Annotated in this window: 26 protein-coding genes; 14 read left to right on the forward strand and 12 right to left on the reverse strand. The window is 67.3% G+C overall.

The window, feature by feature from the left end:
* The first annotated feature begins 1 nt into the window (after position 1).
* Positions 2-1417: an NAD(P)(+) transhydrogenase (Re/Si-specific) subunit beta gene (locus OHQ90_RS11155; protein ID WP_328412769.1), complete on the forward strand. Its 1416-nt coding sequence runs from the start codon at positions 2-4 to the stop codon at positions 1415-1417.
* Positions 1418-1552: 135 nt separating this feature from the next.
* Here OHQ90_RS11155 and OHQ90_RS11160 read toward each other — a convergent pair whose 3' ends face one another.
* A complete protein-coding gene (locus OHQ90_RS11160; RefSeq protein WP_328409751.1) occupies positions 1553-1798 on the reverse strand; it encodes a hypothetical protein in 246 nt (81 codons plus the stop codon).
* A 41-nt stretch (positions 1799-1839) separates the two neighbouring features.
* Positions 1840-2379 carry a TetR/AcrR family transcriptional regulator gene (locus tag OHQ90_RS11165; RefSeq protein WP_328409753.1) on the reverse strand — a complete coding sequence of 180 codons (540 nt, stop codon included), beginning with the start codon at positions 2377-2379 and terminating at the stop codon, positions 1840-1842.
* 85 nt (positions 2380-2464) lie between these two features.
* Between OHQ90_RS11165 and OHQ90_RS11170 the strand changes: the two genes are divergently transcribed.
* Complete coding sequence (locus tag OHQ90_RS11170) at positions 2465-3409, forward strand: TIGR03620 family F420-dependent LLM class oxidoreductase (protein WP_328409755.1); 945 nt, start codon at positions 2465-2467, stop codon at positions 3407-3409.
* A gap of 1 nt (position 3410) precedes the next feature.
* Here OHQ90_RS11170 and OHQ90_RS11175 read toward each other — a convergent pair whose 3' ends face one another.
* Positions 3411-4646 carry an MFS transporter gene (locus OHQ90_RS11175; protein WP_328409757.1) on the reverse strand — a complete coding sequence of 412 codons (1236 nt, stop codon included), beginning with the start codon at positions 4644-4646 and terminating at the stop codon, positions 3411-3413.
* A gap of 163 nt (positions 4647-4809) precedes the next feature.
* Positions 4810-5736, reverse strand: coding sequence for an SDR family oxidoreductase (locus tag OHQ90_RS11180; protein ID WP_328409759.1), 927 nt, complete (start codon positions 5734-5736; stop codon positions 4810-4812).
* A gap of 80 nt (positions 5737-5816) precedes the next feature.
* Between OHQ90_RS11180 and OHQ90_RS11185 the strand changes: the two genes are divergently transcribed.
* Together OHQ90_RS11185 and OHQ90_RS11190 are read left to right on the forward strand one after the other, a co-directional pair.
* Positions 5817-6782, forward strand: coding sequence for an AraC family transcriptional regulator (locus OHQ90_RS11185; RefSeq protein WP_328409761.1), 966 nt, complete (start codon positions 5817-5819; stop codon positions 6780-6782).
* The gene (locus OHQ90_RS11190) at positions 6779-7201 is read left to right on the forward strand and encodes an acyl-CoA thioesterase (RefSeq protein WP_328409763.1); all 423 of its coding nucleotides are present in this window, start codon (positions 6779-6781) and stop codon (positions 7199-7201) included. Before OHQ90_RS11185 ends, OHQ90_RS11190 begins: the two co-directional genes overlap by 4 nt.
* Before the next feature lie 91 nt (positions 7202-7292).
* Here OHQ90_RS11190 and OHQ90_RS11195 read toward each other — a convergent pair whose 3' ends face one another.
* Both OHQ90_RS11195 and OHQ90_RS11200 read right to left on the reverse strand, forming a co-directional pair.
* Complete coding sequence (locus OHQ90_RS11195; protein ID WP_328409765.1) at positions 7293-8096, reverse strand: SDR family oxidoreductase; 804 nt, start codon at positions 8094-8096, stop codon at positions 7293-7295.
* A 157-nt stretch (positions 8097-8253) separates the two neighbouring features.
* The gene (locus tag OHQ90_RS11200) at positions 8254-8787 is read right to left on the reverse strand and encodes an Lrp/AsnC family transcriptional regulator (protein WP_328409767.1); all 534 of its coding nucleotides are present in this window, start codon (positions 8785-8787) and stop codon (positions 8254-8256) included.
* 145 nt (positions 8788-8932) lie between these two features.
* Here OHQ90_RS11200 and pdhA point away from each other — a divergent pair, with 145 nt between their 5' ends.
* The 4 genes from pdhA to OHQ90_RS11220 all read left to right on the forward strand — a co-directional run bounded on the left by pdhA (position 8933) and on the right by OHQ90_RS11220 (position 13146).
* Positions 8933-10045, forward strand: a complete 1113-nt coding sequence (gene pdhA / locus OHQ90_RS11205) for a pyruvate dehydrogenase (acetyl-transferring) E1 component subunit alpha (RefSeq protein WP_328409769.1) — start codon at positions 8933-8935, stop codon at positions 10043-10045.
* Positions 10042-11016, forward strand: a complete 975-nt coding sequence (locus tag OHQ90_RS11210; protein WP_328409770.1) for an alpha-ketoacid dehydrogenase subunit beta — start codon at positions 10042-10044, stop codon at positions 11014-11016. The genes pdhA and OHQ90_RS11210 overlap by 4 nt, the downstream gene beginning before the upstream one ends.
* 28 nt (positions 11017-11044) lie before the next feature.
* Positions 11045-12409 carry a dihydrolipoamide acetyltransferase family protein gene (locus tag OHQ90_RS11215; protein WP_328409771.1) on the forward strand — a complete coding sequence of 455 codons (1365 nt, stop codon included), beginning with the start codon at positions 11045-11047 and terminating at the stop codon, positions 12407-12409.
* Positions 12410-12651: 242 nt separating this feature from the next.
* Positions 12652-13146, forward strand: coding sequence for a nucleoside 2-deoxyribosyltransferase domain-containing protein (locus tag OHQ90_RS11220; protein ID WP_328409772.1), 495 nt, complete (start codon positions 12652-12654; stop codon positions 13144-13146).
* 3 nt (positions 13147-13149) lie between these two features.
* On the opposite strand, the gene OHQ90_RS11225 is transcribed toward OHQ90_RS11220, so the two are convergent.
* Positions 13150-14412 (reverse strand): benzoate/H(+) symporter BenE family transporter, encoded by a 1263-nt coding sequence (locus tag OHQ90_RS11225; RefSeq protein ID WP_328409773.1) that lies wholly within the window; start codon positions 14410-14412, stop codon positions 13150-13152.
* A gap of 412 nt (positions 14413-14824) precedes the next feature.
* Here OHQ90_RS11225 and OHQ90_RS11230 point away from each other — a divergent pair, with 412 nt between their 5' ends.
* Positions 14825-15643, forward strand: coding sequence for a sulfurtransferase (locus OHQ90_RS11230; RefSeq protein ID WP_328409775.1), 819 nt, complete (start codon positions 14825-14827; stop codon positions 15641-15643).
* Positions 15644-15896: 253 nt separating this feature from the next.
* Here the strand turns inward: OHQ90_RS11230 and OHQ90_RS11235 are convergent, their stop codons facing one another.
* Positions 15897-16259 carry a hypothetical protein gene (locus OHQ90_RS11235; protein WP_328409777.1) on the reverse strand — a complete coding sequence of 121 codons (363 nt, stop codon included), beginning with the start codon at positions 16257-16259 and terminating at the stop codon, positions 15897-15899.
* Positions 16260-16451: 192 nt separating this feature from the next.
* Between OHQ90_RS11235 and OHQ90_RS11240 the strand changes: the two genes are divergently transcribed.
* Together OHQ90_RS11240 and OHQ90_RS11245 are read left to right on the forward strand one after the other, a co-directional pair.
* The gene (locus OHQ90_RS11240) at positions 16452-19382 is read left to right on the forward strand and encodes a DEAD/DEAH box helicase (RefSeq protein WP_328409779.1); all 2931 of its coding nucleotides are present in this window, start codon (positions 16452-16454) and stop codon (positions 19380-19382) included.
* On the forward strand, positions 19379-20146 hold the full coding sequence (locus tag OHQ90_RS11245) for an SWIM zinc finger family protein (protein ID WP_328409781.1): 768 nt from the start codon (positions 19379-19381) through the stop codon (positions 20144-20146). Before OHQ90_RS11240 ends, OHQ90_RS11245 begins: the two co-directional genes overlap by 4 nt.
* 7 nt (positions 20147-20153) lie before the next feature.
* Here the strand turns inward: OHQ90_RS11245 and OHQ90_RS11250 are convergent, their stop codons facing one another.
* On the reverse strand, positions 20154-20642 hold the full coding sequence (locus tag OHQ90_RS11250; protein ID WP_328409783.1) for an LIC_13387 family protein: 489 nt from the start codon (positions 20640-20642) through the stop codon (positions 20154-20156).
* A gap of 74 nt (positions 20643-20716) precedes the next feature.
* On the opposite strand from OHQ90_RS11250, the gene OHQ90_RS11255 reads away from it, so the two are divergent.
* Complete coding sequence (locus OHQ90_RS11255; RefSeq protein WP_328409785.1) at positions 20717-21247, forward strand: TetR/AcrR family transcriptional regulator; 531 nt, start codon at positions 20717-20719, stop codon at positions 21245-21247.
* Between the two features lie 223 nt (positions 21248-21470).
* Positions 21471-22280 (forward strand): helical backbone metal receptor, encoded by an 810-nt coding sequence (locus OHQ90_RS11260; protein WP_442941371.1) that lies wholly within the window; start codon positions 21471-21473, stop codon positions 22278-22280.
* A 106-nt stretch (positions 22281-22386) separates the two neighbouring features.
* On the opposite strand, the gene OHQ90_RS11265 is transcribed toward OHQ90_RS11260, so the two are convergent.
* The 3 genes from OHQ90_RS11265 to OHQ90_RS11275 all read right to left on the reverse strand — a co-directional run bounded on the left by OHQ90_RS11265 (position 22387) and on the right by OHQ90_RS11275 (position 24999).
* On the reverse strand, positions 22387-22794 hold the full coding sequence (locus OHQ90_RS11265) for a DUF3224 domain-containing protein (RefSeq protein ID WP_328409787.1): 408 nt from the start codon (positions 22792-22794) through the stop codon (positions 22387-22389).
* A 251-nt stretch (positions 22795-23045) separates the two neighbouring features.
* A complete protein-coding gene (locus tag OHQ90_RS11270; RefSeq protein WP_328409789.1) occupies positions 23046-24542 on the reverse strand; it encodes a flavin-containing monooxygenase in 1497 nt (498 codons plus the stop codon).
* Positions 24543-24678: 136 nt separating this feature from the next.
* The gene (locus OHQ90_RS11275; protein WP_328409791.1) at positions 24679-24999 is read right to left on the reverse strand and encodes a hypothetical protein; all 321 of its coding nucleotides are present in this window, start codon (positions 24997-24999) and stop codon (positions 24679-24681) included.
* Positions 25000-25023: 24 nt separating this feature from the next.
* On the opposite strand from OHQ90_RS11275, the gene OHQ90_RS11280 reads away from it, so the two are divergent.
* Positions 25024-25179 (forward strand): hypothetical protein, encoded by a 156-nt coding sequence (locus tag OHQ90_RS11280; protein WP_328409793.1) that lies wholly within the window; start codon positions 25024-25026, stop codon positions 25177-25179.
* Positions 25180-25193: the final 14 nt, after the last annotated feature.

Consider the following 25193-nt stretch of genomic DNA (forward strand, 5'->3'; position numbering starts at 1 on the left):
TGTGACCTATCTGGTCAACGGCCTCTACATCGTGGCCTTCGGCATGTTCATCTACGGACTGATGGGCCTGACCGGTCCGAAGACCGCGGTGCGCGGCAACCTGATCGCCGCGGTCGGCATGTTCATTGCGGTTGTCGCGACCCTGATCTCGGTACGCCACACCAGTAACTGGATCTTGATCATCGCCGGGCTCGTGGTCGGTATCGCCCTCGGCGTGCCGCCCGCGAAGTTCACCAAAATGACCGCGATGCCGCAGTTGGTCGCCGCGTTCAACGGTGTCGGCGGTGGCACGGTCGCGCTGATCGCGTGGTCGGAATTCATCAACAGCCAGGGCTTTTCGAGCTTCGATGAAGAGCCGACCGTGCACATCGTGGTCGGTTCGCTGTTCGCGGCGATCATCGGCTCGATCTCGTTCTGGGGCTCGCTGATCGCCTTCGGCAAGCTGCAGGAGATTCTGCCCGGCCGTCCGATCGGCCTCGGCAAGCTTCAGCAACCGCTGAACCTGTTGCTGCTGCTCGGCGCGATCACGGCGGCCGTGGTGATCGGTATCGGCGCCACCGATGACGGTGTGTCGCAGCTGTGGATGATCGCGGTGCTCGTGCTCGCCGGCGTGCTCGGCCTCGCGGTCGTGCTCCCGATCGGTGGCGCGGACATGCCCGTGGTCATCTCGCTGCTCAACGCGCTCACCGGATTGTCGGCTGCCGCAGCGGGTCTCGCGCTGAACAACACCGCGATGATCGTGGCGGGCATGATCGTCGGCGCGTCCGGCACCATCCTCACCAACCTGATGGCCAAGGCGATGAACCGGTCCATCCCGGCCATCGTCGCCGGTGGATTCGGTGGCGGCGGAACGGCTCCCGGCGCGAGTGGCGACGGCGAGGCCAAGCAGGCCAAGGCCACCTCGGCCGCCGATGCCGCGATCCAGATGGCGTATGCCAACCAGGTCATCGTGGTACCCGGTTACGGTATGGCCGTCGCCCAGGCGCAGCACGCGGTCAAGGAGATGGCGGAGCTGCTCGAGGCCAAGGGCGTCGAAGTCAAGTACGCCATCCATCCGGTGGCGGGACGCATGCCCGGCCACATGAACGTGCTCCTGGCGGAGGCCGAAGTCTCGTATGACGCCATGAAGGAAATGGACGACATCAACGGCGAATTCGGCCGTACCGATGTCGCCCTCGTGATCGGTGCGAACGATGTCACCAACCCGGCCGCGCGGGAGGACTCGTCCTCGCCGATCTACGGCATGCCGGTGCTGAATGTCGACCAGGCCAAGAGCGTCATCGTGCTCAAGCGTTCGATGAACTCCGGTTTCGCCGGTATCGACAATCCGCTGTTCTACGCCGATACCACCTCCATGCTGTTCGGCGACGCCAAGAAGTCCGTCGGCGCGGTGACCGAGGAACTGAAGGCGCTGTAAAGACGGCAAAAGCGCAGCATTCGCACTGCTCCAAACCCCTGGTGCACAAGCTCTCTCAGGCCGCACCGGGATCGGGAAAGCCCGTTTCCGTTCGCGGAGACGGGCTTTCCCGGCGTCATGGACTTTGCTGCGGCGTCAGCGGTGCCGGAGCTGGTGTTCGCGCGCCTCCACCGCCTCCTTGGCTTCCTTCAACCCGGCGCTCGGGTCGAGTTCCCGATAGCGCTTTATGGCCTGGATCTTCTTGCCCTGCAGGATGAGTTCATCGATCTCGGTGTTTCCGAGCGTCGCGGCGGGGTCGGGGATGCCCAGATGCTTCATGATCAGATCGAGCTTGCGTTCGAGCCGTTCGATCTTGCGCTCGAGTCTGTTGTTGTCGAACATGCTACGAACATACCGAGGTCGCCGCCGGCTGCGGCACAACACTATTCGCGTGGTCGCCGCAGCGCGTCCAGTACGAGCTGGAGTAGTCGATCGGGTTGGTCGGGGTCGGTGCTGTGCCGGGCCGCCAAGGCGATGCCCGCAATCAGCTGGATCACATCGTCGATGGTGATATCCGTGCGGATTCCACCGGCTGCCTCGGCCTTGGCAAGCAATACCGCACCGGCCTGGTGGATGGCCAGCTGGCAGTCGAAGCCCAGCTCGACCGGCCCGGCCAGGACCGCGCCGCCGAGGCCGTGATCGGTGCGGGCATGGATCAGTAGGGCGCGCAGCCAGCTGGTGAGCGCGGAGATCGGCTCGCTCGGACTCAGTTCCTCGGCGTAACCGCACAGCGTGTCGATCCGCTCGCGCAGCACGGCCGCCTGCAGCGTCTGGCGGTTGGGGAAGTGCCGGTAGAGGGTTCCGGGGCCGACCCCGGCGCGGCGGGCGATGTCGTTGAGCGATGCCTCGGGGCCCTCTTCGGCGAACGCGCGGCCTGCCGAGGCGAGCACCCGCTCGTAGTTCCGTTGTGCGTCGACTCGCATGCACACCCCTGGTGATCCGGAGAAGTTCTCCGTATCGTACCGTGCAGTAAATGGAGAACCTCTCCGTTTGATTGTGTAGGAGACGATGATGGTGGAACGGGCACTCGGCAGCGTGGGTATCTGGACCTTCGCCTTCGACAGGCAACCGGCGAGACTGGTCCGAGACGCCGCCGCGGAGATCGAGGAACTGGGCTACGGGGCCCTTTGGTTCGGCGAAGCGTTCGGCCGTGACACCGTGGGGCAGGCGTGGCTGTTGCTCGGTGCGACCGAAAAGCTGGTGATCGCCGCGGGCATAGCCAATGTGGCACTGCGTGATCCGATGGCGCTGGCCACCGCCGAGCGCGCGCTCGGCGAGGCGTTTCCCGGCCGATACCTGCTCGGGCTCGGCGGCCAGCGGGTCGGTGGGCGTTCGGTCGACGCCGGCGGATACACGATTCCCTCGGGCGGCAAACCATTGGCGCTGATGCGCGGATATCTCGACGCGATGGATGCTGTTCCGCAGTACGGGCCGACGCCCGACCCGCCACCGCGACGGGTCCTCGCCGCTTTGGGGCCCAAGATGCTGGCGTTGGCGGCCGAACGTACCTGGGGTGCGCACCCGTACCACGCGCCCGTAGAGCACACCGCTGAGGCGCGGCGGATCATCGGGTCGGATGCGTTCCTCGGCGTCGAGCAGGTCGTCGTCCTCGACACCGATCGGATGCGGGCCCGTGCGGTCGCCCAGGCGCATATCGCGGGCTATCTCGATTCGGCGCCACACCAGGTGGCCAATGTCCGGCGGCTGGGTTTCGGTGACGCGGACATCCTGGGCGGCCCGAGCTCACGCCTCGTCGACGCGATCGTGGCGTACGGCGATGTGGACACGATCGCCGACCGGGTGCGCGGACACCTGGACGCGGGGGCCGATCACGTATGCCTGCAAGTGCTCTCGACAGATCCCGCGGCATTGCCACTGCCGCAGTGGCGGGAGCTGGCTGCGCTTGCTCGACCGACAGCTCTCGGGGGACCGGCCATGATGTCGCCGACTTAAATCAGTTCCGTTGCGGGACAGCAACACTCGCGTAGCGGCAGCATAGGAGTACCGCGATGAACGGGACGGCCATCGCGACCGTGAGGGGTACGAGGGCGGTCAGCCAGCCGATAACCGCGGGGCCGGCGAGCAGGCCGAAGTAGCCGAGGCTGAAAACGCGGGACATGTCGGTGGCGGCGGTGTCGGTACCGAGATTGCCTGCCGCGGTGAAGATCTGGGGGACGGTGCCGGACAGGCCGAGTCCGGCGACCGCCCAGCCGAGCAAGGACAGCGGCACCCAGCCGGACACCATGATCAGGCCCATGCCGAGGGCGGCGAGTGCGCTGCCGTAGCGGACCAACGTGACACGGCCGAACGCGCCGCTGATGCGGTCCGCGGTGAATCGGCCCGCGGTCATGGTGATCGAGAAGGCGCTGTAGGCCAGTGCCGCGGTGGCCTCGTCGACACCGAGGTGCTCGCGCATCTGTAGCGTGCTCCAGTCGTTGGCCACGCCCTCGGCGAGCAGCACGCCGAAGGCTATAGCTGCCAGCGCCAGCACCTTTCGGCGCTGATCTGCACGACTCGGCTGCTGCCCAGCCTGCGCTCCGGGGCCGTCGATCGGTTCCGTTCGGCTGCCGCCGTCGGGCGGTGCGGGGGACGGTTCGGGAGTCCTCGATTCGGATCGGGTATCGCGGAGCAGTTGCGGGACGACCGCGGCGGTGACGATCAAGCCGGCGATCGCCGCGAGCGTCAAGGTCGGTCGCGCGTCCCAACCTGCGCGCAGCGCCGCCGCACCGATCAGGGATCCGAGGAGTCCGCCGCCGGAGAACAGCGCGTGGAATGCGGACATGATCGGACGTCCATAGCTGCGTTCCACGTGTACCGCTTGGGTATTCATCGACACGTCCAGCGCTCCGTTGCCGAAACCGAAGCAGGCCAGCGCAATAGCCAGCGTGACAGGGCCGTTGGCAAGGCCGGGGCCGAGCACCGCGACCGACGCGATGGCCGCGGCCACGCCGACCAGGGTGCGACTGCCGAAGCGGTCCGCGAGCGGGCCGGCGATCCGCATGCCGACGATGCCCGCGCCTGCCATCAGCAGGATGAACATGCCCAGCGTCGACTTCGAAACGCCGGTGTGATCGGTGACGGCCGGAATGTGGACCACCCACATGGCCAGCAGGAAACCGTTCAGTGCGAACACTACGAATACTGCGGCACGAGCGATACGGGTCGCGGGGTCGATTGTCGAGGTTGCCACCGATTCGACGGTACCGACGATAATTCCGATGGGCGAGCGGTCTGCTCGCGACCGCGTCGCGGGCTGTTCGGACTGCGCGGTCACCACGGACGCCGGCGTGCTCGTCACCTCCCCGTTGGGTGCGGGAGTCCCGTTGGGCGTGGGAGCCAAGTCGCGTCGGGCATCACTCGACTGCCGAAGAACGATGGGGCTGCCGGTACTTCCAGACACATGCCTCCGCGTTGTCGCAGTAACAACCTGTCACCGGGCCCGGTGTGTTCCAGACTCCGGAGACCGCCGCATCCCGGACGTACTCGGAGAAATCTTTCGGCTGCCTGCCGAGCGCGCGGTGCACGCCGTCCGTGGTTGCGGAGTTCCTGCCGTCCAGCACCGTGCCGAACAGGTAGTCGAGCAGGCTGACCACATCGGCGGGGAATTGGTATTCGGTCAGTGCCGCAATGAAATCGGTTCGGGACAGCGGGATATAGGCGATCTCGCGCGCGGTTGCCGCCGCGATCTCGGCGACGGCCTCGGCGAAGGTCAGCGCGCGCGGTCCGGTCAGCTCGTAGACCTCGCCCTTGTGCCCGTCCTCGGTGAGCGCGGCGACAGCGACGTCGGCAATATCGTCGACGTGCACAAACGGCTCGGGAACGTCACCGTTGGGCAGCGCGACCTCACCGGCGAGCACATAGTCGGTGAAGGCGCCCTCGCTGAAGTTCTGGGCGAAGAAGCTGCAGCGCACAACGGTCCAGTCGACGCCGGAATCCCGCACGATCTGCTCACATTCCAGTGCTTCCGGTTCGCCGCGGCCGGACAGCAGCACGAGCTTTCTGACGCCGGCGGCCTTGGCCGCGGCGGCGAACCGGCGAATGGCGATCGGGGCGCTCGGCACGGCGAGGTCGGGCTGGTACGCGATGTACACCGCGTAGACGCCGCTCAGCGCCGGAGCCCAGGTGTCGCGATCTTCCCAGTCGAACGGGATGGTCGCGGTGCGAGAGCCGATCCGGACCGGATGCCATGATTGCCGTAGCCGGGTCACGATGCGGCTGCCCGTCTTGCCGGTGCCGCCGGTGACGAGGATGAGGGGCCGGCGACCGGTGCTGTTTGTCATGTTTCAAGTACATCGGCGCAGGCCGAGCGCAGACATAGTTCAGCGGCTCATGATCATGTGCCATCGTCTACTGTTGTCGTGTGGATGCGCTCGCCAGTCTGCTCGAAGGTCCACGCGCCAGAGGTGCGTTCGTGATGTGTTCGCTGCTGGCACCACCGTGGTCGCTGCGTATTCAGGACCAGGCTCCGCTGACGGTCGTATCGATGATCCGAGGCTCTGCGTGGGTGATGGCCGAGCCGGGCGGAAAGCCTGCCGCGCCACGGCAAATCAGAGCGGGCGACATCGCGATCTTTCGCGGGCCCGACCACTACACACTCGCCGACGACCCCGCCACCGAACCGCAGATCTATATCGATCCCGGCAATGTCACCAGGACTCCTGACGGTGAAATCCTTTGTGAGACATTGAGTCTCGGCACACGTCAATGGGGCACCGACGCGGACGGCACCACCATGATGGTGACAGGTACTTACGAGTCCGCAGGCGCGGCAAGCCAACGACTGCTGCGCGCTCTGCCGCCGGTCGTCGTATTGTCGCGCGGTGACCTCGACACCCGGCTGCTCGACGTGCTCGTCGACGAGGCCACCAAGGACGAGCCCGCCCAGAACGTGGTCCTGGACCGGCTGCTCGATCTGGTGCTGATCGCCGCGCTGCGCGCCTGGTTCGCCCGCAACGACGCACCCGCGTGGTATCACGCCTACAGCGACCCACTGGTCGGCAAGGCGCTGCGGCTCCTGCAACACAACCCGGCGCACGGTTGGACGGTCGCCAGCCTGGCCGAGGCGGTCGGCGTCTCACGAGCCGCATTGGCTCGCCGCTTCACCGATCTGGTCGGCGAACCGCCGATGGCATTCCTCACCGAATGGCGTCTCGCACTCGCCGCCGACTATCTCCAGGAGTCCGACGCCACCATCGAATCGATCGCCCGCCAAGTTGGCTACGGCAGCGCCTTCGCATTGAGCACCGCATTCAAACGCCACTTCGGCGTCAGCCCTCGCGACCACCGTCAGGGCGCGACCCCGGCTGAGCTATCGTCGGCCGGGTGACGCAGCAGTATCCAGTCCTTTGGCCGGTGCCGACCCGGTGGGCCGATAACGACCACTACGGGCACGTGAACAACGTGACGTACTACTCGTATTTCGACACCGCGGTCAATGCGTGGCTGATTCAGGCCACCGGCACCGATATTCGGGAGCTGCCCGCGCTCGGTGTGGTCGCCCAGACTTCCTGCCAGTACCTCGGGTCGCTGAGCTTTCCCGACCGACTCCAGGTCGGCTTGCGCGTTTCCCGGCTCGGGCGCTCCAGCATCACCTACGACCTGGCGATCTTCCGCGAAGACGGCGACGCTCTCGAGCTTGCCGCCACGGGCAGCTTCGTGCATGTCTACGTCGACGCCGAGACCCGCAAACCGGTAGAGATTCCCGAGGTCATCCGTGCTGCTGCCGCCACGCTCGTCACCGAGTAGGCCTTCCGGCAGGCGCGGGCCGTCGGGCTGTCGGCGCTAGTGAAATTGGGGCAGGTCTCCGGGACCACCATTCGACTGCCCTCGATACCGGCTAGCTCTGTAGGGCGGATTGGAAGCGGCGCATGCCTTCGAGCCAGCGGTCGTAGTCGGCGCCCTTGTGGCGGTACATTTTCAGGACCTCGGGGTGGGGGAGGATCAGGAAGTGTTCGGCGTCGACACCTGCGAGGATGACCTCGGCGACCTGCTCGGGTGTCAGCACGGCACCTGCGGTGGTGACGGCTTTGATGGCGAGTTCGCCGGCGGCGGCGTCTTCGGGGATGAGCCCGCCGCGGAGTAGCTGGGTGTCGACGCCCATCGGGCATACGCAGCTGACACGGATCCCTTTGTCTCCGTAGGTGACCGACAACCATTCGGCGAAGCCGACGGCGGCGTGCTTGGTCACCGAATAGGGTGCGGAGCCGATTTGGGTGAGTAGTCCGGCCGCCGACGCGGTGCTGACGAAATAGCCGCTGCCGCGCTCCAGCCAGTCTGGCATCAGCAGTCGCGCGGCCCGCACATGGGCGAGCACATTGACTTCCAGCGCGGCCGACCACTGCGCATCGGTGCTGTCGAGCCCTGGTCCGCCGCCGATTCCGGCGTTGGCGAAATACAGGTCCACCGGACCGAATTCGGCGACGGCGCGATCGATCAACCCCTGGATCGTCTGCTCGTCGGCAACATCGCCGCCGACCGCCACCGCGCTCGCGCCGATCGAATCGGCGACGCCCGCGACGGCGTCCGCATCCAGGTCGGCGAGCACCACCCGCGCACCGTTCGCGGCCAGCCCTCGCCCCAGCGCAGCCCCGATGCCCGCACCCGCGCCGGTGACGATCGCAACCTTGCCCGAAATCTCCATGCCCGCACCCTAGAACTCGGCGACCACCTCGTACAGCGCGGGATTGGCGGTCACGTAGGTCGGCGCCGCGGCAAGGCGCTGCTGGAAAGCGGGATTCGTCCCGGGCCGCCCGCCACGCCTCGGCGCTGTCCCACCGCGCCACCCGGGCGCGTCGTCGTTACGGACGGATGCCGGGTTCCAGCGCCGACCGCGGGTAGGAGCCCGACCCGGCCAGCCGGTCGAGCAGCGGAGCGGTACGCGGCCCGACCAATTCCCGCATCACCAGCGCCATATTGGTCCGTTCCACGCCGGGGATCTTCAGGATTTGCCCGGCGATCCGGTACAGGTCGTCCGCGTCCTGGGCGACCACCCGGACGGTCAGGTCGGTCGGCCCGGTCATGCCGCACACCTCGGTCACCTCCGGCACCTCGGCAAGTTCGTCGACCACCGAATCCAGCTGATGCTGATCGACGACGACCGCGACGAAGGCCGACAGCGGATAGCCGAGAGCTCGCGCGTGGACCCGCCGCTCGAAGCTGCCGAGCACACCGCTCGCCTCCCAGCGCGACAGCCGAGCCTGCACGGTATTGCGGGACAGCCCGAGCCGGGTGGCCAGCTCCACACCGGTCGCGCGTGGATTGGCGACGAGCTCCAGCAGCAGCCGCGCATCGGTGGCGTCCAGGGTGGCGTCGACGGGTTCTCTACTGGACATACAACGCAGTATGACATTGCTTGCCCTGCCGGAATTGGGCATTCTGCTCACTCGCGTGCCGAACGCTTGCGCAGATCGACATCTGAGGCATGCTGTGTGATATAGGACACACGCGCTCGGCGCCCGTGGTGAGGAGGCGATCACGATGCCAGACAAGTCTGCGTATCCCATTCAATTGATCCAGCCCGACGGTCGTCGCGTGTTCGACCGGGAGTATGCCGCGCTGGTCGCCGATATCGGGCCCGAGCAGCTGCGCGACCTGTACGAAGATCTGGTCGTCACCCGCAGGATCGATATCGAGGCCACCGCACTGCAACGCCAGGGCCAACTCGGACTGTGGGCCCCGATGCTCGGCCAGGAGGCCGCCCAGATCGGCTCGGCGCGGGCACTGCACCCCGACGACTACGCGTTCTGCAGCTACCGCGAGCATGCCGTCGCCTACTGCCGCGGCGTCCATCCCACCGAACTGACCCGGCTGTGGCGCGGCGTCGCGCACTCGTGCTGGGATCCGCACGCGGTGAACATGACCAACCCGAACATCATCGTCGGCTCACAGGGTCTGCACGCGACCGGCTACGCCTACGCCGCCCACCTCGAGGGCGCGGAAATTGCGACCATCGCCTATTTCGGCGACGGCGCAACGAGCCAGGGCGATCTCGCCGAGGCGCTCGGCTTCGCCGCGAGCTGGAGCGCGGCGGTGGTGTTCTTCTGTCAGAACAACCACTGGGCGATCAGCTCCCCGGTGCGCATCCAGAGCGCGACGCCGATCGCGCGCCGCGCCTACGGTTACGGCATTCCCGGACTCCAGGTCGACGGCAACGATGTGCTCGCGGTGCTGGCGGTGACCAGGCAGGCCATCGCACGGGCCAGGTCGGGCGGCGGCCCGTCGTTCATCGAGGCCATCACCTATCGAATCGGCCCGCACACCACCGCCGACGATCCCACCCGCTACCGCTCCGCCGCCGAGACCGAGGAGTGGAAGCGCCGCGACCCGATCGACCGGCTGCGCAAGCTGCTGGAACGGGAGTCGCTGTGGGACGAGGCATTCGAGCGGCGAGTTGCCGCCCATGCCGACGAGGTCGCGCATCAAGTGCGATCCGCGACGATCGATATGCCCGATCCGGCGCCGATGGAGCTGTTCGAGCACGTCTATGCCACCCCGCATCCGCTGATCACTCAGGAGCGGAGCGAGTACGCGCAGTATCTGGCCGGCGATCCCGGCGATGCTGCGGTGCACCAGGAAGGAGTCCACTCATGATCACCACCTTCGCGGCCGCGCTCAACGCCGGGTTGCGGCGGGCGCTGGAAGACGACCCGAAGGTCGTGCTGATGGGCGAGGACATCGGTCACCTCGGGGGCGTGTTCCGGGTGACCGACACCTTGCAGAAAGACTTCGGCAACAACCGCGTCGTCGATACTCCGCTCGCCGAGTCCGGCATCATCGGAACGGCTTTCGGCATGGCGCTGCGCGGCTTTCGGCCGGTCTGTGAGATACAGTTCGACGGCTTCGTGTATCCGGCGTTCGACCAGATCGTCTCGCATGTCGCCAAGATTCACTTTCGGACGCAGGGCAAGGTGATCGCGCCCCTCACGATTCGCATTCCGTTCGGCGGCGGGATCGGTTCGGTGGAACACCATTCGGAGTCGCCGGAGGCCTATTTCGCGCACACCGCCGGACTGCGGGTGGTGACACCGAGCAACCCGGCCGATGCGTATCTCATGATCCGCCAGGCGATCGCGCTGGACGACCCGGTGATCTTCTTCGAACCCAAGCGGCGCTACTGGGACAAGGCCGACGTCGACTTCGCCGCGATCGACGACATCCCGCTGGACCGGGCGCGAGTGTGCGTACCCGGCGCCGACGCGACTGTTGTTGCCTACGGCGGCACCGTGGGGACCGCGCTGACCGCGGCGAAAATCGCTGCCGAGGAGGGGCATTCGCTGGAGGTGATCGATCTGCGCAGCCTCTCGCCGATCGACTTCGACACCATCGAGGCGTCGGTCACCAAGACCGGCCGGCTGGTCGTGGTGCACGAGGCGCCGGTTTTCGCGGGGCTCGGCGCCGAAATCGCCGCGCGCATCACCGAGCGCTGTTTCTATCACCTGGAGGCGCCGGTGTTGCGCGTCGGCGGGTTCGACATCCCCTACCCCCCGGCTAAGCTCGAAAAGTACCACCTGCCCGACCCCGACCGCATCCTGGCGGCGGTCGATCGCTCGCTCGCCGCCTGACCTCGCCCGCTCAGTGAGAGGTGCCTCCGTGGCAGATCTGGAATTCCGGCTACCCGACCTCGGCGAAGGGCTCGCGGACGCCGAACTGGTGTCCTGGTCGGTGGGCATCGGCGACACGGTGGAGTTGAATCAGACGATCGCGGAGGTCGAGACTGCCAAGGCCGTCGTCGCGTTGCCGTCGCCGTTCGCGGGGACGGTCGTCGAGCTGCTCGCCCAGCCGGGCGACACCGTGCTGGTGGGCGCGCCACTGATTCGCGTGCGCACCGAGGCGGATGCCCCCGTGCCGACCGCCGCGGAACAAGACAACTCGGTGCCGGACGGTTCGGCGAACGGCACCGGACGCACCGCCGTGCTCGTCGGCTACGGTCCCGAAGGGGAAACGGTTTCCCGTCGCCGCAAGCCTGCTCCCGTCGCGGTGGAACCCGACGCGCCGCAGGATAATACGGTCGCACCGGTACCGCAGACCGCCCGAGCCGCGGCGACACCAGCGGCCCGCAGGCTCGCCCGCGAACTCGGGATAGACCTCTGGTATATCGCGGGTTCCGGACCTGACGGCGCGGTGACCGTCGAGGATGTCCGCGACGCCGTCCCGGTCTCCCAGCCGCGCCCGGCGGCCACCCACACACCGGCTCGGGCAGCGGCGGCTCCGCGGTCGGACAGCGATCAGCACGGCGGCCTGATCCGGCCTGCCGCCCGCGAGGAACGCACCCCGATCAGTGGCATCCGCAAGCGCACCGCGGCGGCCATGGTCGCGAGCGCTCGCACCATCCCGCAGGCGAGCACCTTCGTCACCCTCGACTTCACCGCATCGATGGAGTTGCTCGACCACTTGCGCACCACGAAGTCGTTCCAGGGGCTGGCGCTGACTCCGCTCGCGCTGATCGCCAAGTCCGTTCTCGCCGCCCTCGCGGAATTCCCCGATATCAATGCATCGTGGGATGAAGCGAAGCAGGAGATCGTCACCAAGCATTATGTGAATCTGGGCATCGCGGTAGCCACCGAACGCGGCCTGCTGGTGCCCAATCTCAAGGAAGCTCAGGCACTGAGTCTGCGCGAGCTGTGCCAGGAGATCGGCTGGCTGGCCGAAACGGCCCGGTCGGGCAGCGCGACGCCCGCCGATCTGCGTGGCGGCACCTTCACCATCACCAATGTCGGAGTGTTCGGTGTCGACATCGGGGTACCGCTGGTCAATCCCGGCGAGGCGGCGATCCTGTGCCTCGGCTCGATCCGCAAGCGGCCCTGGGTGTTCCGCGACGAGGTGGCCGTCCGCTGGGTCACCACCCTCGGCATCAGCTTCGATCACCGCATGATCGACGGTGAGCTCGCCTCCCGATTCCTCGCGACCGTCGCAGGTCTCCTCGAGGACCCGCTCACTCTCCTCGGCCGCATGTAGTCACACATTCGCCGATGCACGGGTGCGCAGCCGCCACGTCACCGCGACGAGCGGGGGTAATCCTGGTGGTGCTCGGCGTGCTGCCGCGTTTCGGACGGATCTGCTCACCGGCGGCGTACCGACCTCGGAATCCGACCCGGTGCCCGTCTCCGCCTGAGCCGCAACCACTTACCCGCTCGCTGATCAGGTCTGTGGTCTCATAGGACCGGTCCCCGAAAGTAAGGCATGGAGGCGGAACGCGCATGAACGACCGAGTCACTGTGATCTGGGCGCGCGAGCCCATCCCGGCCGGGCCGAGTGTGTTCCTCGCCGGCCCGACGCCACGGGACGCCGACACGCCCTCCTGGCGTCCGGCTGCCATAGCCGCCATCGAAGCGTACTGGCAAGGTCCTGGACCGCTGCTGGTGCTTGCTCCGGAAACCGGGGGCGGGCTGCGGGAATCGGACTACGACGATCAGGTCGACTGGGAGGTCGCCGGACTCGACAGCGCCAGCGCGATCCTGTTCTGGATCCCGCGGGATATTCGGCGGCTGCCGGGCTTCACGACCAACGTGGAGTTCGGCCTGTATGCCCGCTCGGGCCGGGTCGTCCTCGGGTGTCCGCCGGATTGCCCGAACCCGGAGCGCAACCGCTACCTGGTGTCGACCGCGCGGCGTTATGGGGTGCCCGTGGTCGAAAACCTCATGGACACAGTCACTTCGGCGCTCGCAGTGGTCGGCGCCGCATCCGCGCGCTGAGGTTCAGGACCGAGCCGTGCGGCGGGTGAGGACCTGCCGGACCACCAGTCCGGCGATCAGCGCCCAGAAGGCCGCGCCGATGCCGAGGAAGCCGACGCCGGACGCAGCGATCAAGAAGGTGACAACGCCTGCTTCGCGGTGCTGCTCCGACTTCAGTGCGCCTGCCAATGCCGCGGCCAGGGTGGCAAGCAGAGCAAGGCCCGCAACGGTTTCCAGGGTGCCCTTCGGTGCGGTGGCGATCAGGGTGACCAGTGCGGCCGAGCCGAGCGCGAGGATCAGGTAGGTGACGCCCGCGGTGAACGCCACGATCCAGCGTCGTTTGGGGTCCGGGTGCGCTGCGGGTGCGGCCGACAGGGCGGCGCTGATCGCGGCCAGATTGATCGCGTGGCCGCCGGCGGTAGCGCCGAGGATGGTGCCGATGCCGGTCACGCTCATGGCCGCGCGCCATGGCACTTTGTAGCCGAAGGAACTCATCACCGCGATGCCGGGAAGGTTCTGCGAGGCCATGGTGACGATGTAGAGCGGGATCGCGACGCCGATCATCGCCTGCCAATTCCAGTGCGGCAGTGTCAGTTCGATCGAGGGCGCCATCGCGGCGAGATCGAGGTGCTTGTGCTGCACCGTGATGCTGATCCCCGCACCCACGGCCGCGGTAGCGAACGCCGCGATCACCGCCCACCGCTTGGCCACGCGCTGCAGCACCAGCCAGACGACGATCACCGGAACCACCACCGCCGGACTGGTCTGCACCGCTTTCACGGGAGCCAGGCACAGGGGCAAGAGCACCCCCGCCAGCATGGCCTGTGCGATCTCCACCGGAATCGCGGCAACCAGCCCCCCGAGCCGCTGCCACAACCCCGTGATCACGATCAGTACACCGGCGAGGGCGAACGCGCCGACCGCCGCGGCCCAGCCGCCCGCCACCGCGCCGGTGCTCGCGAGCAGCGCGGCCCCCGGCGTCGACCACGCCAGCGTGATCGGCATTCGATACCGATAGCTCAGCAACATCATGCCGACGGCTTGGGTGACACAGATCGCGAGCAGTCCCGACGCCGCCTGCGCCGAGGTGGCCCCGACGGCGGTCAAACCACCGAGCACGACCGCGAACGAACTGGTGAACCCGACCAGAGCGGTGACCACCCCGGCCCCGAGCGGGTGTGCGAGCCCTGTTTCGGTGGACCCTCCCTCGGCCTCGGGCCACCCGATCGGCTCGGGTGACTCGCTCGAACTGGTCGGCTCGGGTGAGACGCTCGAAGCGGTCGGCATCGTCGGCTCCGGTGAAACGCTCGACCTGGCCGGCATGGTGGGCTCCGGCAGCACGCTCGAACTGGCCGGCGCTGTGTGCTCATATGAGTCGGTCGGGTCCGGCGAAACCGTTGATCCGGGAAGTGCCGCAGGTTTGTGCGGCATCGTCGAATCCGGCATCGGATCGGTCGTTTCGGACGCCGGGGAAACCTGGGACATCTCCGGGATACTGCCGTCACCCGCCACCGCATGTCACCAGCCAGTGGTCCGGAACTGGACTGAATTCCGGCCGCGATGTGGGCAAGACCACGGATACGGGGCAGATCGGTACTACCGGCGAGTACTTTCGATCCGCGCGGACACCGCCACCCGCAACTGCGTAGGGTGGGGAAAGTCGGTGCTCGAGGGTACGGATTCTGAACGAGGAGCTGTGGTGGGCGCGGTACTTATCTCGGCAGGGGAGTTGCGGGAAACCTTGGCGGACAAGCGAGTTCGCCTGCTCGATGTGCGCTGGGCATTGGGTGACCCGGACGGCCCGCAGCATTATCTCGACGGCCACATTCCCGGCGCGGTGTTCGTCGACTTGGAGACCGAACTGGCCGCGCCGCCTTCGCCGGCGCGTGGACGTCATCCGCTCCCCGAGGTCGCGCAGCTGGAGAAGTGCGCGCGCAGCTGGGGGGTGCGGACCGGTGATCCCGTCGTCGTCTACGACGCGACCGGCGGCATGGCGGCTGCGCGGGCCTGGTGGCTGCTGCGCTGGGCCGGGATCGCCGATGTGCGGATCCTCGACGGCGGACTGCCCGCATGGACGAGTGCGGGCGGTGCGATCGCCGCCGGCAGCGAGCCGGATCCCGAACCCGGCGATGTGCAGCTCAGCCCAGGGCACCTGCCGACCATCGACGCCGACGCGGCGGCCAAATGGGACGGCGTGCTGCTCGATGCGCGCGCAGGCGAGCGCTTTCGCGGCGAGGTGGAGCCGATCGATCCGCAGGCGGGACATATCCCCGGCGCGCACAGCGCGCCGACCTCGGCAAACCTGGATGCCGCCGACCGCTTCCGAGCGGCGGACGAATTGCGCAGCCGCTTCGCCCAATTCGGTTCCGGGCCGGTCGCCGTGTATTGCGGTTCCGGCGTCACCGCGGCCCATCAGGTTGCGGCACTCGCGGTCGCCGGTGTGCAGGCCGCCCTCTATCCGGGTTCGTGGTCGCAATGGTCGAACGACCCCAAGCGTCCGGTCGCCACCGGTAGCTGAGGTTCGATCACGGGCAGGTGCAGGCGACGTCGTTCGATGCGCGTTGTCGGTGGTGGTCACCGGCAGGTTGGATCGGATGGCGACGGTGTTGTATTTGCCCGCGTAGGCAGTTGCCTGCACGGGCGGGTGGCAGCCATGCGCTGAGAGCAGCGGCAATCGCCGAATGTCAGCAGGGCGTCGGATCTACCCGCGCGAACCGACATTCGTAGAATCCGGAGATCGTGCGCCCGGCAAAAATTGCCGCGGGCCGACCTCATAACCAGGCGCGAGCCAGTAACTCGTCGTCGGTGACCTCGCTCGAGCGTGGCGGGAACCTGGTGGCCGCGATCGATTCGACGCGCACGCCGTCATGCCCGATCAGCCACGATCCGCCGCGTTCCTCGCACTCCGCGATCTTGGCGAAGGCGGTGAGCAGGAAGGTGATCGCGTCACGCGGATCCAGTGTGCGGGCCAAGCGCTGTGATTCACCGGGGCGGGACAGGTCGAGCCACACGCCGCACTGTCCGTCCAGTCGCATACCGACGATCTTGGTGGTATTCACGAAGGTGAATCTGCGTCGTTCCCACGGCGTCGTAGGCGTGAAGCTCTGCTCGAGTGCCTGGAGCAGAATCGTCATGCTGCTGCCCTCCGCTTTTCATAGATACCTAAAACTCTGTGGTAGATACCTAAGCTTCCCGCTGGCACCTAGTTCCGATTCAGCCGCAATGACCAGGGGATATCCCAGTATGTTCCGACCGCGCTCAGAAATCCAGGAATCCGGCGCGACGGCCGACGCAGGAGCGTCGGACCCGCCTGCTTGGATAGATTGATGCTGCACGGTCTGTGGTCGCCGGGATCGGGGTTGCTGCTCTGGCAGCACTCGCCGGTCGTCGCGCTATCCGATCCGCTGGGCAGTGTGCTGCGGACGTCGCGATTCCGGCATCGGGCCGAGGTGCTGGTGATCGGGTCGGATGCGGAGCAAACGCCGGTGCCCGGAGTGCCGGCCGAGCGCGCACATGGGGTGGCCACCGGGCAAGCGCGTGGACACACGGCGGCGCACTCGCATGCGCACGAGGCGCCGACCCAGCAGGTGCGCGCGCACGCCATGGCACCGGTCGCAGCGGCGGGCGCGTTGCGGCAGCGGTTGCCCGCCGAGGCGGTCGCGGGGGATCTGCGCTTCCTCGCCCATGTCGCGCACGGCATCGAATGCTGGGCGCGGGCCGGCCGGATCGTGCCGGAGCTGCGCCGCGACGATGGCCAATGGTGGGTGCGCTGGCGGCTGGTCGGCGGCGAGCGGCAACGCGCCTGGCTCGCCGAACTTGCCGTGGCCATGCCCGCCGCCCTTCGCGTTGCCGGTCGGCCCGGTGCAGTGCTCGACGACATGGTCGCCGAACTCACCGATCCCATTGCCAGAGAACTGCTCGACCTCGGGGAGTCCACCCATCCGCTGGTGGCCGCACTGCTCGGTGATGTGGCTCTGGACGGCGGAAGTCACCGGCTGGCCGAGGCACTCGAACGGTGGCGCGCGAGCCTGACCGGTGATGAGCCGAATCTGGTGTTGCGGCTACTGGAGCCGGACGGCGAACTCGGCACCGAGGACGAGGCGGTGGCCCTGTGGCGCTTGGAGGTGTGCCTGCAGACCGAGGGCGAGGCCCCGAGTCCTGTACCGCTCCACGGTGATCCGAGTCTGGTTCGCACCGCGGTGGAAAAGCTGGGGGTCGCGCAACGCGCCTATCCGCGGCTGCGCGACCTGCCGAGTGACCCCCGCGCGCTGGATCTGTTGCTGCCGACCGAGGTGGTCGTCGACCTGGTCGCCCATGGTGCGCACGCGCTGCGGGCGGACGGCATTCGACTAATGCTGCCGCGGGCCTGGAACATTTCGTCCCCGACCATGCGCATGCGGGTGGACAGCGCCGTGCCTGCCGCCGAGAGCACGGTCGGTATGCGCGGACTCGTGTCCTACCGTTGGGAACTCGCGCTCGGCGACACCGTGCTGACCAAGGCCGAGATGCAACGACTGATCACCGCCAAATCCGACCTGGTGCAGCTGCGCGGCGAGTGGGTGCAGGCCGACCACAAGGTGCTCGCCGCCGCGGCCCGCTACGTCGCCGCCCACACCGACGACACCGAACTCACCTTCGCCGATCTGATCGGCGAACTCGGCGCGGGTCATGTCGCGAAGGTGCCGATCACCGAAGTCACCGCGACCGGCTGGGCCGCCGAACTGCTCGATCAGGCGCGCGAACCCGAACCGGTGCCAACGCCGATCGGACTGAAGGCGCAACTGCGGCCCTACCAGGAGCGCGGCCTGTCCTGGTTGGCCACCATGAGCCGGTTGGGTTGCGGCGCAATCCTTGCCGATGACATGGGGCTGGGCAAGACGGTGCAGGTACTCGCCCTGCTGGTGCATGAGCGCGAAGCGGCGGGCGGCTGGCCTGGCGATGGTGGAGAGTCGGGCGATGGTTCGCCCGGTCCGACCCTGCTGGTGTGCCCGATGTCGGTGGTGGGTAACTGGCAGCGCGAGACCGAGCGGTTCGCGCCGGATCTGCGGGTGTGGGTGCATCACGGGGTCGGGCGGCTGGCGGGCGAGGAGCTGGACGCGGCGGTAGCGGACGCGGATCTGGTGATCACGACCTACGCGCTGCTGGCTCGGGATGCCACGGAGCTGGGACGCAGGCAGTGGGATCGGATCGTGCTCGACGAGGCGCAGCACATCAAGAATGCGGCGACCAGGCAGGCGCGGGCGGCACGGTCGTTGCGGGCGCGGCATCGGCTGGCGCTCACCGGAACTCCGGTGGAAAACCGGCTGGAAGAGCTGCGGTCGATCATGGATTACGCGAACCCGAAGCTGCTGGGCACACCGCAGTCCTTCCGTGCGCGGTTCGCCGTGCCCATCGAACGGGAGCGTGACGAGAACGCGGTCAGCCGCCTGCGCATGATCACCCAGCCGTTCGTGCTGCGCCGGGTGAAGACCGATCCCACCGTGATCAGCGACCTGCCGGAGAAGCTGGAAATGACGGTGCGGGCCAACCTGACGGTGGAGCAGGCGGCGCTGTATCAAGCGGTGGTCGACGACATGATCGACAAGATCAGGGACGCGAAGGGCATGGCGCGCAAGGGCGCTGTGCTCGGGGCGCTGACCCGCCTCAAGCAGGTGTGCAACCATCCGGCGCATTTCCTCGGCGACGGTTCCGGCGTGCTGCATCGCGGCAGCCATCGCTCGGGCAAGCTGGCCCTGGTGGAGGACGTGCTCGACGCCGTGCTCGCCGACGGCGAGAAGGCATTGCTGTTCACCCAGTTCCGCGAATTCGGCGACCTCGTCGCGCCCTACCTCGTCGAGCGTTTCGGCACCGAGATCCCGTTCCTGCACGGCGGTGTGCCGAAGAAGCGTCGCGACACCATGGTGACCCGGTTCCAGGAGCCCGGCGGCCCGCCGTTGATGCTGTTGTCGCTCAAAGCAGGCGGCACCGGACTGAACCTCACCGCGGCCAATCACGTGGTGCACCTGGACCGCTGGTGGAATCCGGCGGTGGAGAACCAGGCCACCGACCGTGCGTTCCGCATCGGTCAGCAGCGCAATGTGCAGGTGCGCAAGCTGATCTGCGTCGACACCATCGAGGAGCGAATCGACGAAATGATCAGCGGCAAGCGGCAACTCGCCGATCTGGCTATCGAGGCGGGGGAGAACTGGATCACCGAGCTGAGCACCGACGAACTGCGTGATCTGTTCGCCCTCGGGTCGGAGGCGGTGGGCGATTGAGTCCCTACACCGACTACAGCAAGTACGGCAAGCGCCGCCCGGTGTCGGGTGGGGTCGAGGCGCGCAGCCGCCGTGGCGCATTCGGGCACACGTGGTGGGGGAAGGCACTGATCGAGGCGGTGGAGGCGATGTCGGAGCCGGGTCGGCTGGCCCGCGGCCGCACCTACGCCAGATCCGGGCAGGTGGTGAGCTATCGGATCGAGCCGGGCGCGGTGACCGCCGAAGTGCAGGGCAGCCAGCCCCGTCCGTTCACGGCAGTGTTCACCGTCCGACCGCTGCGGGATGAGGAACTGGCGCTGCTCATCGAGACCATCCGCACGGCACCGGGAATGCTCGCCGAGATCGCTTCCGGCGCCTTGCCGACAGGACTCGGCCCGCATCTATTGCCGACCACGGCCGCGGATCTGGATTTCGCCTGCACCTGCCCGGATCCCGGCTGGCCGTGTAAGCACGTCGCCGCGACCTGCTACCTGCTCGCCGAACGGCTCGACGAGCGCCCGCGCGAGATTCTGACGCTGCGTGGGCTCGATCTGGATACGCTCATCGCGGGCATCGAACGGGACCCGAATCCGGCGCAGTCCGATGATCCCTACGGCGACCGGACCGAGCTGCCGAAGCTCCCGAAGATCGAATTCCATTCGGCCATGGATGATTTGGATCCGGTGCTATTGCGACGAGCGTTGCGCATGACCGCCGAGGACGAACAGATCGCTGCCGCCGGACTGCGTGATCTGCGCACGCTCTACGACGAGCTCGGTCGCTGACGGCGCATCACCGCGATCGAACGCTTCGGCTTCCGGCCACGAACACCGCGGCGAAGCACAGGGTGGCCAGGGCGGATATCACGATGACCGGTTCGGGGAAATACAGCAGGGCGATCCAGAAGACGCCCGCTGCCGCGACGACGCAGACGCCGTTGAACAGTGACCAGCGGGCAATCAATTGCGGGGCGGCGCGGACGGCGGAGATCACCACTAGCCCGAAAAGCATGCCGAGCAGCCCCATTCCGACGCTGTAGCCGGTGTTCAGGTCGAACACGCTGAGCTGTCGGCCACCTTCGATCAAGGTCGTTGTGGTCCGCGCCGACAGCTCGTTGATTGCTTCCTCCGCCGGCGTATCCGCGCCGCCGAAGGCATGCACCACGAGCAGGTGCGCTAGGCCGATCGCACCGAGCAGTGCCGCGCCGGTGAAATGGGCCGGTGCGGCCCATCGTGCGGAAGTAGTGCCGCTCGATGCGGACGAGGTTGTTATCGCGGTCATCGCGACCTCCATAAACGCGGAAACTGGGGGTGCTCCCAGGAACAGAACAAAAGTTATGTTATAGGCTGAGCGATGTGGCAGGCAAGAGTTCATGGTTGGAATCGGGGCTGGTGATCCTCGGCACAGCGGGGCCGACCGGCCTCACCATCGACAAGTTGGTCGCGGCGACCGGGCTCAGCACCGGGTCCTTCTACCACCACTTTTCGGGCATGTCCGGCTACAAGACCGCGCTGCTCGCGTACTTCGAGGACATGCACACCACCCGCTACCTGCGCGAGGTGCGGGCGGCCGCCGAGCGGCTCGATGGACGCGGCCGCCTCGAGCTGTTGATCGACTTGGTGCTCGAAGACGATGAGCCGGCCAACATAGAAATGGCCGTGCGGGCATGGGCACTCAACGACCCGATCGCCGCAGCGGCCAAGGAACGCGTAGACAACGCTCGGCTCGGTTTCCTGCGGATCCTTCTGATGGAGTCCGGATATGCGGAGACCGATGCACACGACATCGCGCAGATCCTCTACCTGCTCGTGCTCGGAGCAGGCAGTGTGCTCCCCGCAGTGCCACCGGAGCAGCTTCGCGAGCTCTGTCGTCGGATCGTGGGATGAGCATCGACCGGCGGGCCGGTCGCGAATCAGGCTGTGGCGCAACCGGTTCGGGAGAGGTGATCTCGGGCGTGGACAATCCGGGCGTGATGGGGAGGTGGTTCGTTGGCGATGGCTGCGGATGGCCTGGGCCCGATCGGGTGATGGAGGGTAGTTCGGTGATCTCGGGCGTGGACAACCCGGGCGCGATCGGGTGGCGGCGGGTGGTGCTCAGGTCGCTTCGGGCGTGGACAGCCCGGACGTTGTTTCGGTGGCAGCGGGCGGTGATTCGATGACGTCGGTCGCCGACGACCTCGGGGTCGAAGTCGTGCTCGCCCGACGGGTACGGCGGGTAGTGTCCCTGGTGCCCTCGCTGACCGAGGCGGTGGCAGCCACCTGCCCGGAAACCCTTGTCGCGGCGACCGATTGGTGCAGCCACCCGGCCGATCTGAATGTCGAGCGTGTCCGAGGAACCAAGAACCCGAACGTTCGCCGCATTGTCGAGCTGGCCCCCGACTTGGTGCTGTGTAATCAGGAGGAGAACCGCCGCATCGATGTCGAACGTCTGCGCAGCGCAGGAATCCCGGTGTGGGTCACCAGGATCGAGACGGTGCCCGCGGCCATCACCTCGCTGACCAGGCTTTTCACCGTTGCTCTCGGCGTCGCGGTGCCGAGCTGGCTCACCGAGGCCGAATCTTCCTGGGCCGCAATGCCACCCGCGCCCGCCCGTAACGCCGTGATCCCCATCTGGCGCAACCCGTGGATGGTAGTCGGCCGCAACACCTTCGCCGGCGACCTCGCTCGCCGCCTCGGCCTGAACCTGGTGCACGCCGACCGCCCCGACCGCTATCCACGCCTCACCGACGACGAACTGACCGCCGACATCGACCTGGCCGTACTCCCCGACGAGCCATACGTCTTCACTGAAACCGACGGCCCCGACGCCTTCCCCGGCATCCCCGTGGCCTTGGTCGAAGGTCGCGCACTCACCTGGTACGGCCCCTCTCTCGCCACCGCCCGCGCTGTGCTCGCCGATCGAATAGACCGTGTGCGTTGATGGCTGTGCGAGGTGATCGCCGGCAGCTGGCGGCGGTGCGCTGGGTGCCGCGCGGTCAACGCTGCGTGAGCTGAACGTCGAGCGGTGACCGCGGCGGTGGGGTGTCTCAGCCGAGCTCGTAGTCGAACCAGAGGTGGTGGGTGCCGTCTTCGTCCACGGTCAGGCCGCCGGTGCCCTTGATTCCTGCCAGGTCGCCGGTGCCGCTGGCGGGGACGATGATGAAGAACTCGGCCCCGCGGTCGGTCCCGAGTGTGGTTGCCGAGTGGGCGAAGTTGAATGTCCCCGCGGCGCCGTTCAGAGTGCCTTCGAAGGACTCCATCGCAACGTAGGTGCCGGCACCGGTGGCCTGGTCGAACGCGGCGGTGAACAACGTTGCCGAGCGCCCCTTGATCTCACCCTCGAATTCTTTCTGGATGTGCGCGATGCCGACTGGTAGCGCGGTGGTGATGGCCGGGTCGGGTACGACATCGGTCGGTACGAAGGACGAGACGGAAAAAGTGCCGGTTGCTTTCATGCGGCAGATGGTAGCGACCGGCACCGACAAGTGCCGGGCTGCTCGGGCCGTCCGTGCCCTCGCATGCGCTGGTCCCAGAACAGACCTAGTGGCCGCTGCGGGGTCGAGGGCTCGGATCAGGATCGCCGGCGAATTGTCCACGGCTGATCGCACCCGGAAAAGGTCCGATCCTGTCGACTATCGATGGGCCGGCTGCACACGCCTGAGCCCCAGCTCGACGCACACCGAAAGGCGAACCCCATCTGCGGGACTTATCGGCCACCCGTGGCGAATCGGTAATCGGCCATGTCGAAGTGGCCGCTGCGCCAGGCGGCCTCGACGGTGGTGGACGGACGCAGCGGGACGTCGCCGTGCGCGTCGAAGTAATAGCTGTTGGCCAGCGCACAGCTGTCCTGCCAGAAGACCTGGCCGTCGCGACGCGCCAGCATTTCCTGGAAGAAGCGGTCGTTGGCTGCCTTGGTGACCTCCACGAGGGTGGCGTTGGCCGCACGGGCCTGTCGCAGGCAGCGCAGGATGTGCCTGACCTGATACTCGATCAGTGCAAAATACGACGAGCCGTTGTAGCCGTAGGGTCCGATGATGGAGAAGAAGTTCGGAAAGCCGGGCACGCTGACGCCCTCGTAGGCCTGCAATCTGTTGTCGTCCCACCACTTTTCGAGATCGCGGCCGCCGACGCCGCGCAGATCGTAAGTCGGCATATTGCCCGATTCCATCACCTTGAACCCGGTCGCCAGAATGAGCACGTCCGCTGGGTGCTCGATGCCGCTCGACGCGCGGACGCCGGTGGCGATGATCTCCTGGATCGGGTCGGTTTCCAGCACGACATTGTCGCGGTTGAAGGTGGCCAGGTAGTCGTTGGAGAAGCCGGGCCGTTTGCAGCCGAGACCGTAACGCGGCGTGAGCTTTTCACGGATGACGGGATCGGCGACCTGGCGCCGCAGGTGCGCGAGCCCCGCCCGCTCGGCGAGCTTGGCCATCGGTAGCGTGCCGTAATAGTGCGCCGAGATCGGGAAGGTGAACTCCACGTAGGTCTGGCTGACCAGCCGGGTCAGCGTCCGTCCACCCGGCACGCGTAGCGCCAACCGGACCGGCAGCGGCAGCGGCAGATCCGGTCTGGGTAAACACCAGATCGGGGTGCGCTGAAACACCGTCAGTCGGTCGACCGCCGGTGCGATCTCGGGAATCACCTGGACCGCGGACGCGCCGGTCCCGATGATCGCGACACGCTTGCCGCGCAGATCCTGCCCGTGATCCCAGCGCGAGGTGTGCATGGTGACACCGTCGAAATCGGCGACGCCTGGGATATCGGGCAGCTTCGGCCTGGTCAGCACGCCGGTCGCGCTGATGAGGAAGCGTGTGGTGAGCTCGGTGCCGTCCCCGGTGTGCAATCGCCAGCAGTGCCGGTCTTCGTCGAACTCGGCCTCGGTAATCGTGGTGCCGAACCGGATCCGGGACCGCAGCTCGTATTTGTCCACGCACGATTCGGCGTACGCCTTCAGTTCCCGCCCCGGCGCGTACACCCGTGACCAGCTCGCCCGCTGATCGAAGGAGAACTGGTAGCTGAACGACGGTATGTCGACGGCGACACCGGGGTAGGTATTCCAGTGCCACGTCCCGCCGACCCCATCGGCTTCATCCACGATCAGGAAGTCGTCGAACCCCGCCTCCCGTAGCTTTATCGCCGCGCCGATCCCGGAGAACCCGGCCCCGACGACGATCACCTCGTGATCGATCGCGTTGCTGCTCATGCGACCTCCTTTGGCCTGCGAGCTCACCTCGCCCCCCGCGTCACACGGTCCGAATCCTCGGCGCAGTCGACGCCGTGCTCGATGCCATCCACGGTACGGCCTGCGCCCACGGTCAACCAGGCGATCGGCCGGCTGATCACTCGACGAGCAGGACCTCAGCGTGCAGCTTCTCGATGTTTGCCGCAGCCGTGCCCCTCGCCTCCCAGTCTCGCCAGCCGCTCGAGTCGAGAATCGAGTCCCAGGTCAGGTAGGGGAGTTCGGGATGACGTTGGTGGACTATCTCGCCCGCCAGCATGCCGGGGAGTGCCTTGCGGGGGTCGGCAAGTGCTTGGTTTCCAATGGAGGTGGTGAGCGCACGGGTGGTGCCGAGCCGTGGATGGGCTGCGCGCACGCGATCGGCGTAGCCCGGCGGCAGGTCCGCGGGGCTGCCACCGACGTCGAGTCCGATGCCTTCCACGGCAATCCGCGCTCTGTCAGTTGGGTGAAACCGATCCTGCCCTTCGTCAACCCCGACCAGGGCGGACTGCTGCTCGCGGTGGCCTCCCTCATCAGCTGGGGCTGGGTATCAGTGCTCGCACTGCGCCACATGCCCGCCTTCGCAGCCCACGTCAGCTGGGGCGCACCCCACCCCGCCTGATCCCCGACACACCG

The sequence above is a fragment of the Nocardia sp. NBC_00403 genome (genome assembly GCF_036046055.1).
Taxonomy (GTDB): domain Bacteria; phylum Actinomycetota; class Actinomycetes; order Mycobacteriales; family Mycobacteriaceae; genus Nocardia.

Coding starts and splice junctions, on each gene's coding strand:
- OHQ90_RS11160 (WP_328409751.1), bottom strand. CDS start 1,798: ATGTTCGACAACAACAGACTCGAGCGCAAGATCGAACGGCTCGAACGC.
- OHQ90_RS11165 (WP_328409753.1), bottom strand. CDS start 2,379: ATGCGAGTCGACGCACAACGGAACTACGAGCGGGTGCTCGCCTCGGCA.
- OHQ90_RS11170 (WP_328409755.1), top strand. CDS start 2,465: ATGATGGTGGAACGGGCACTCGGCAGCGTGGGTATCTGGACCTTCGCC.
- OHQ90_RS11180 (WP_328409759.1), bottom strand. CDS start 5,736: ATGACAAACAGCACCGGTCGCCGGCCCCTCATCCTCGTCACCGGCGGC.
- OHQ90_RS11195 (WP_328409765.1), bottom strand. CDS start 8,096: ATGGAGATTTCGGGCAAGGTTGCGATCGTCACCGGCGCGGGTGCGGGC.
- OHQ90_RS11200 (WP_328409767.1), bottom strand. CDS start 8,787: ATGTCCAGTAGAGAACCCGTCGACGCCACCCTGGACGCCACCGATGCG.
- pdhA (WP_328409769.1), top strand. CDS start 8,933: ATGCCAGACAAGTCTGCGTATCCCATTCAATTGATCCAGCCCGACGGT.
- OHQ90_RS11210 (WP_328409770.1), top strand. CDS start 10,042: ATGATCACCACCTTCGCGGCCGCGCTCAACGCCGGGTTGCGGCGGGCG.
- OHQ90_RS11220 (WP_328409772.1), top strand. CDS start 12,652: ATGAACGACCGAGTCACTGTGATCTGGGCGCGCGAGCCCATCCCGGCC.
- OHQ90_RS11225 (WP_328409773.1), bottom strand. CDS start 14,412: ATGCCGACCGCTTCGAGCGTCTCACCCGAGCCGACCAGTTCGAGCGAG.
- OHQ90_RS11235 (WP_328409777.1), bottom strand. CDS start 16,259: ATGACGATTCTGCTCCAGGCACTCGAGCAGAGCTTCACGCCTACGACG.
- OHQ90_RS11240 (WP_328409779.1), top strand. CDS start 16,452: ATGCTGCACGGTCTGTGGTCGCCGGGATCGGGGTTGCTGCTCTGGCAG.
- OHQ90_RS11250 (WP_328409783.1), bottom strand. CDS start 20,642: ATGACCGCGATAACAACCTCGTCCGCATCGAGCGGCACTACTTCCGCA.
- OHQ90_RS11265 (WP_328409787.1), bottom strand. CDS start 22,794: ATGAAAGCAACCGGCACTTTTTCCGTCTCGTCCTTCGTACCGACCGAT.
- OHQ90_RS11270 (WP_328409789.1), bottom strand. CDS start 24,542: ATGAGCAGCAACGCGATCGATCACGAGGTGATCGTCGTCGGGGCCGGG.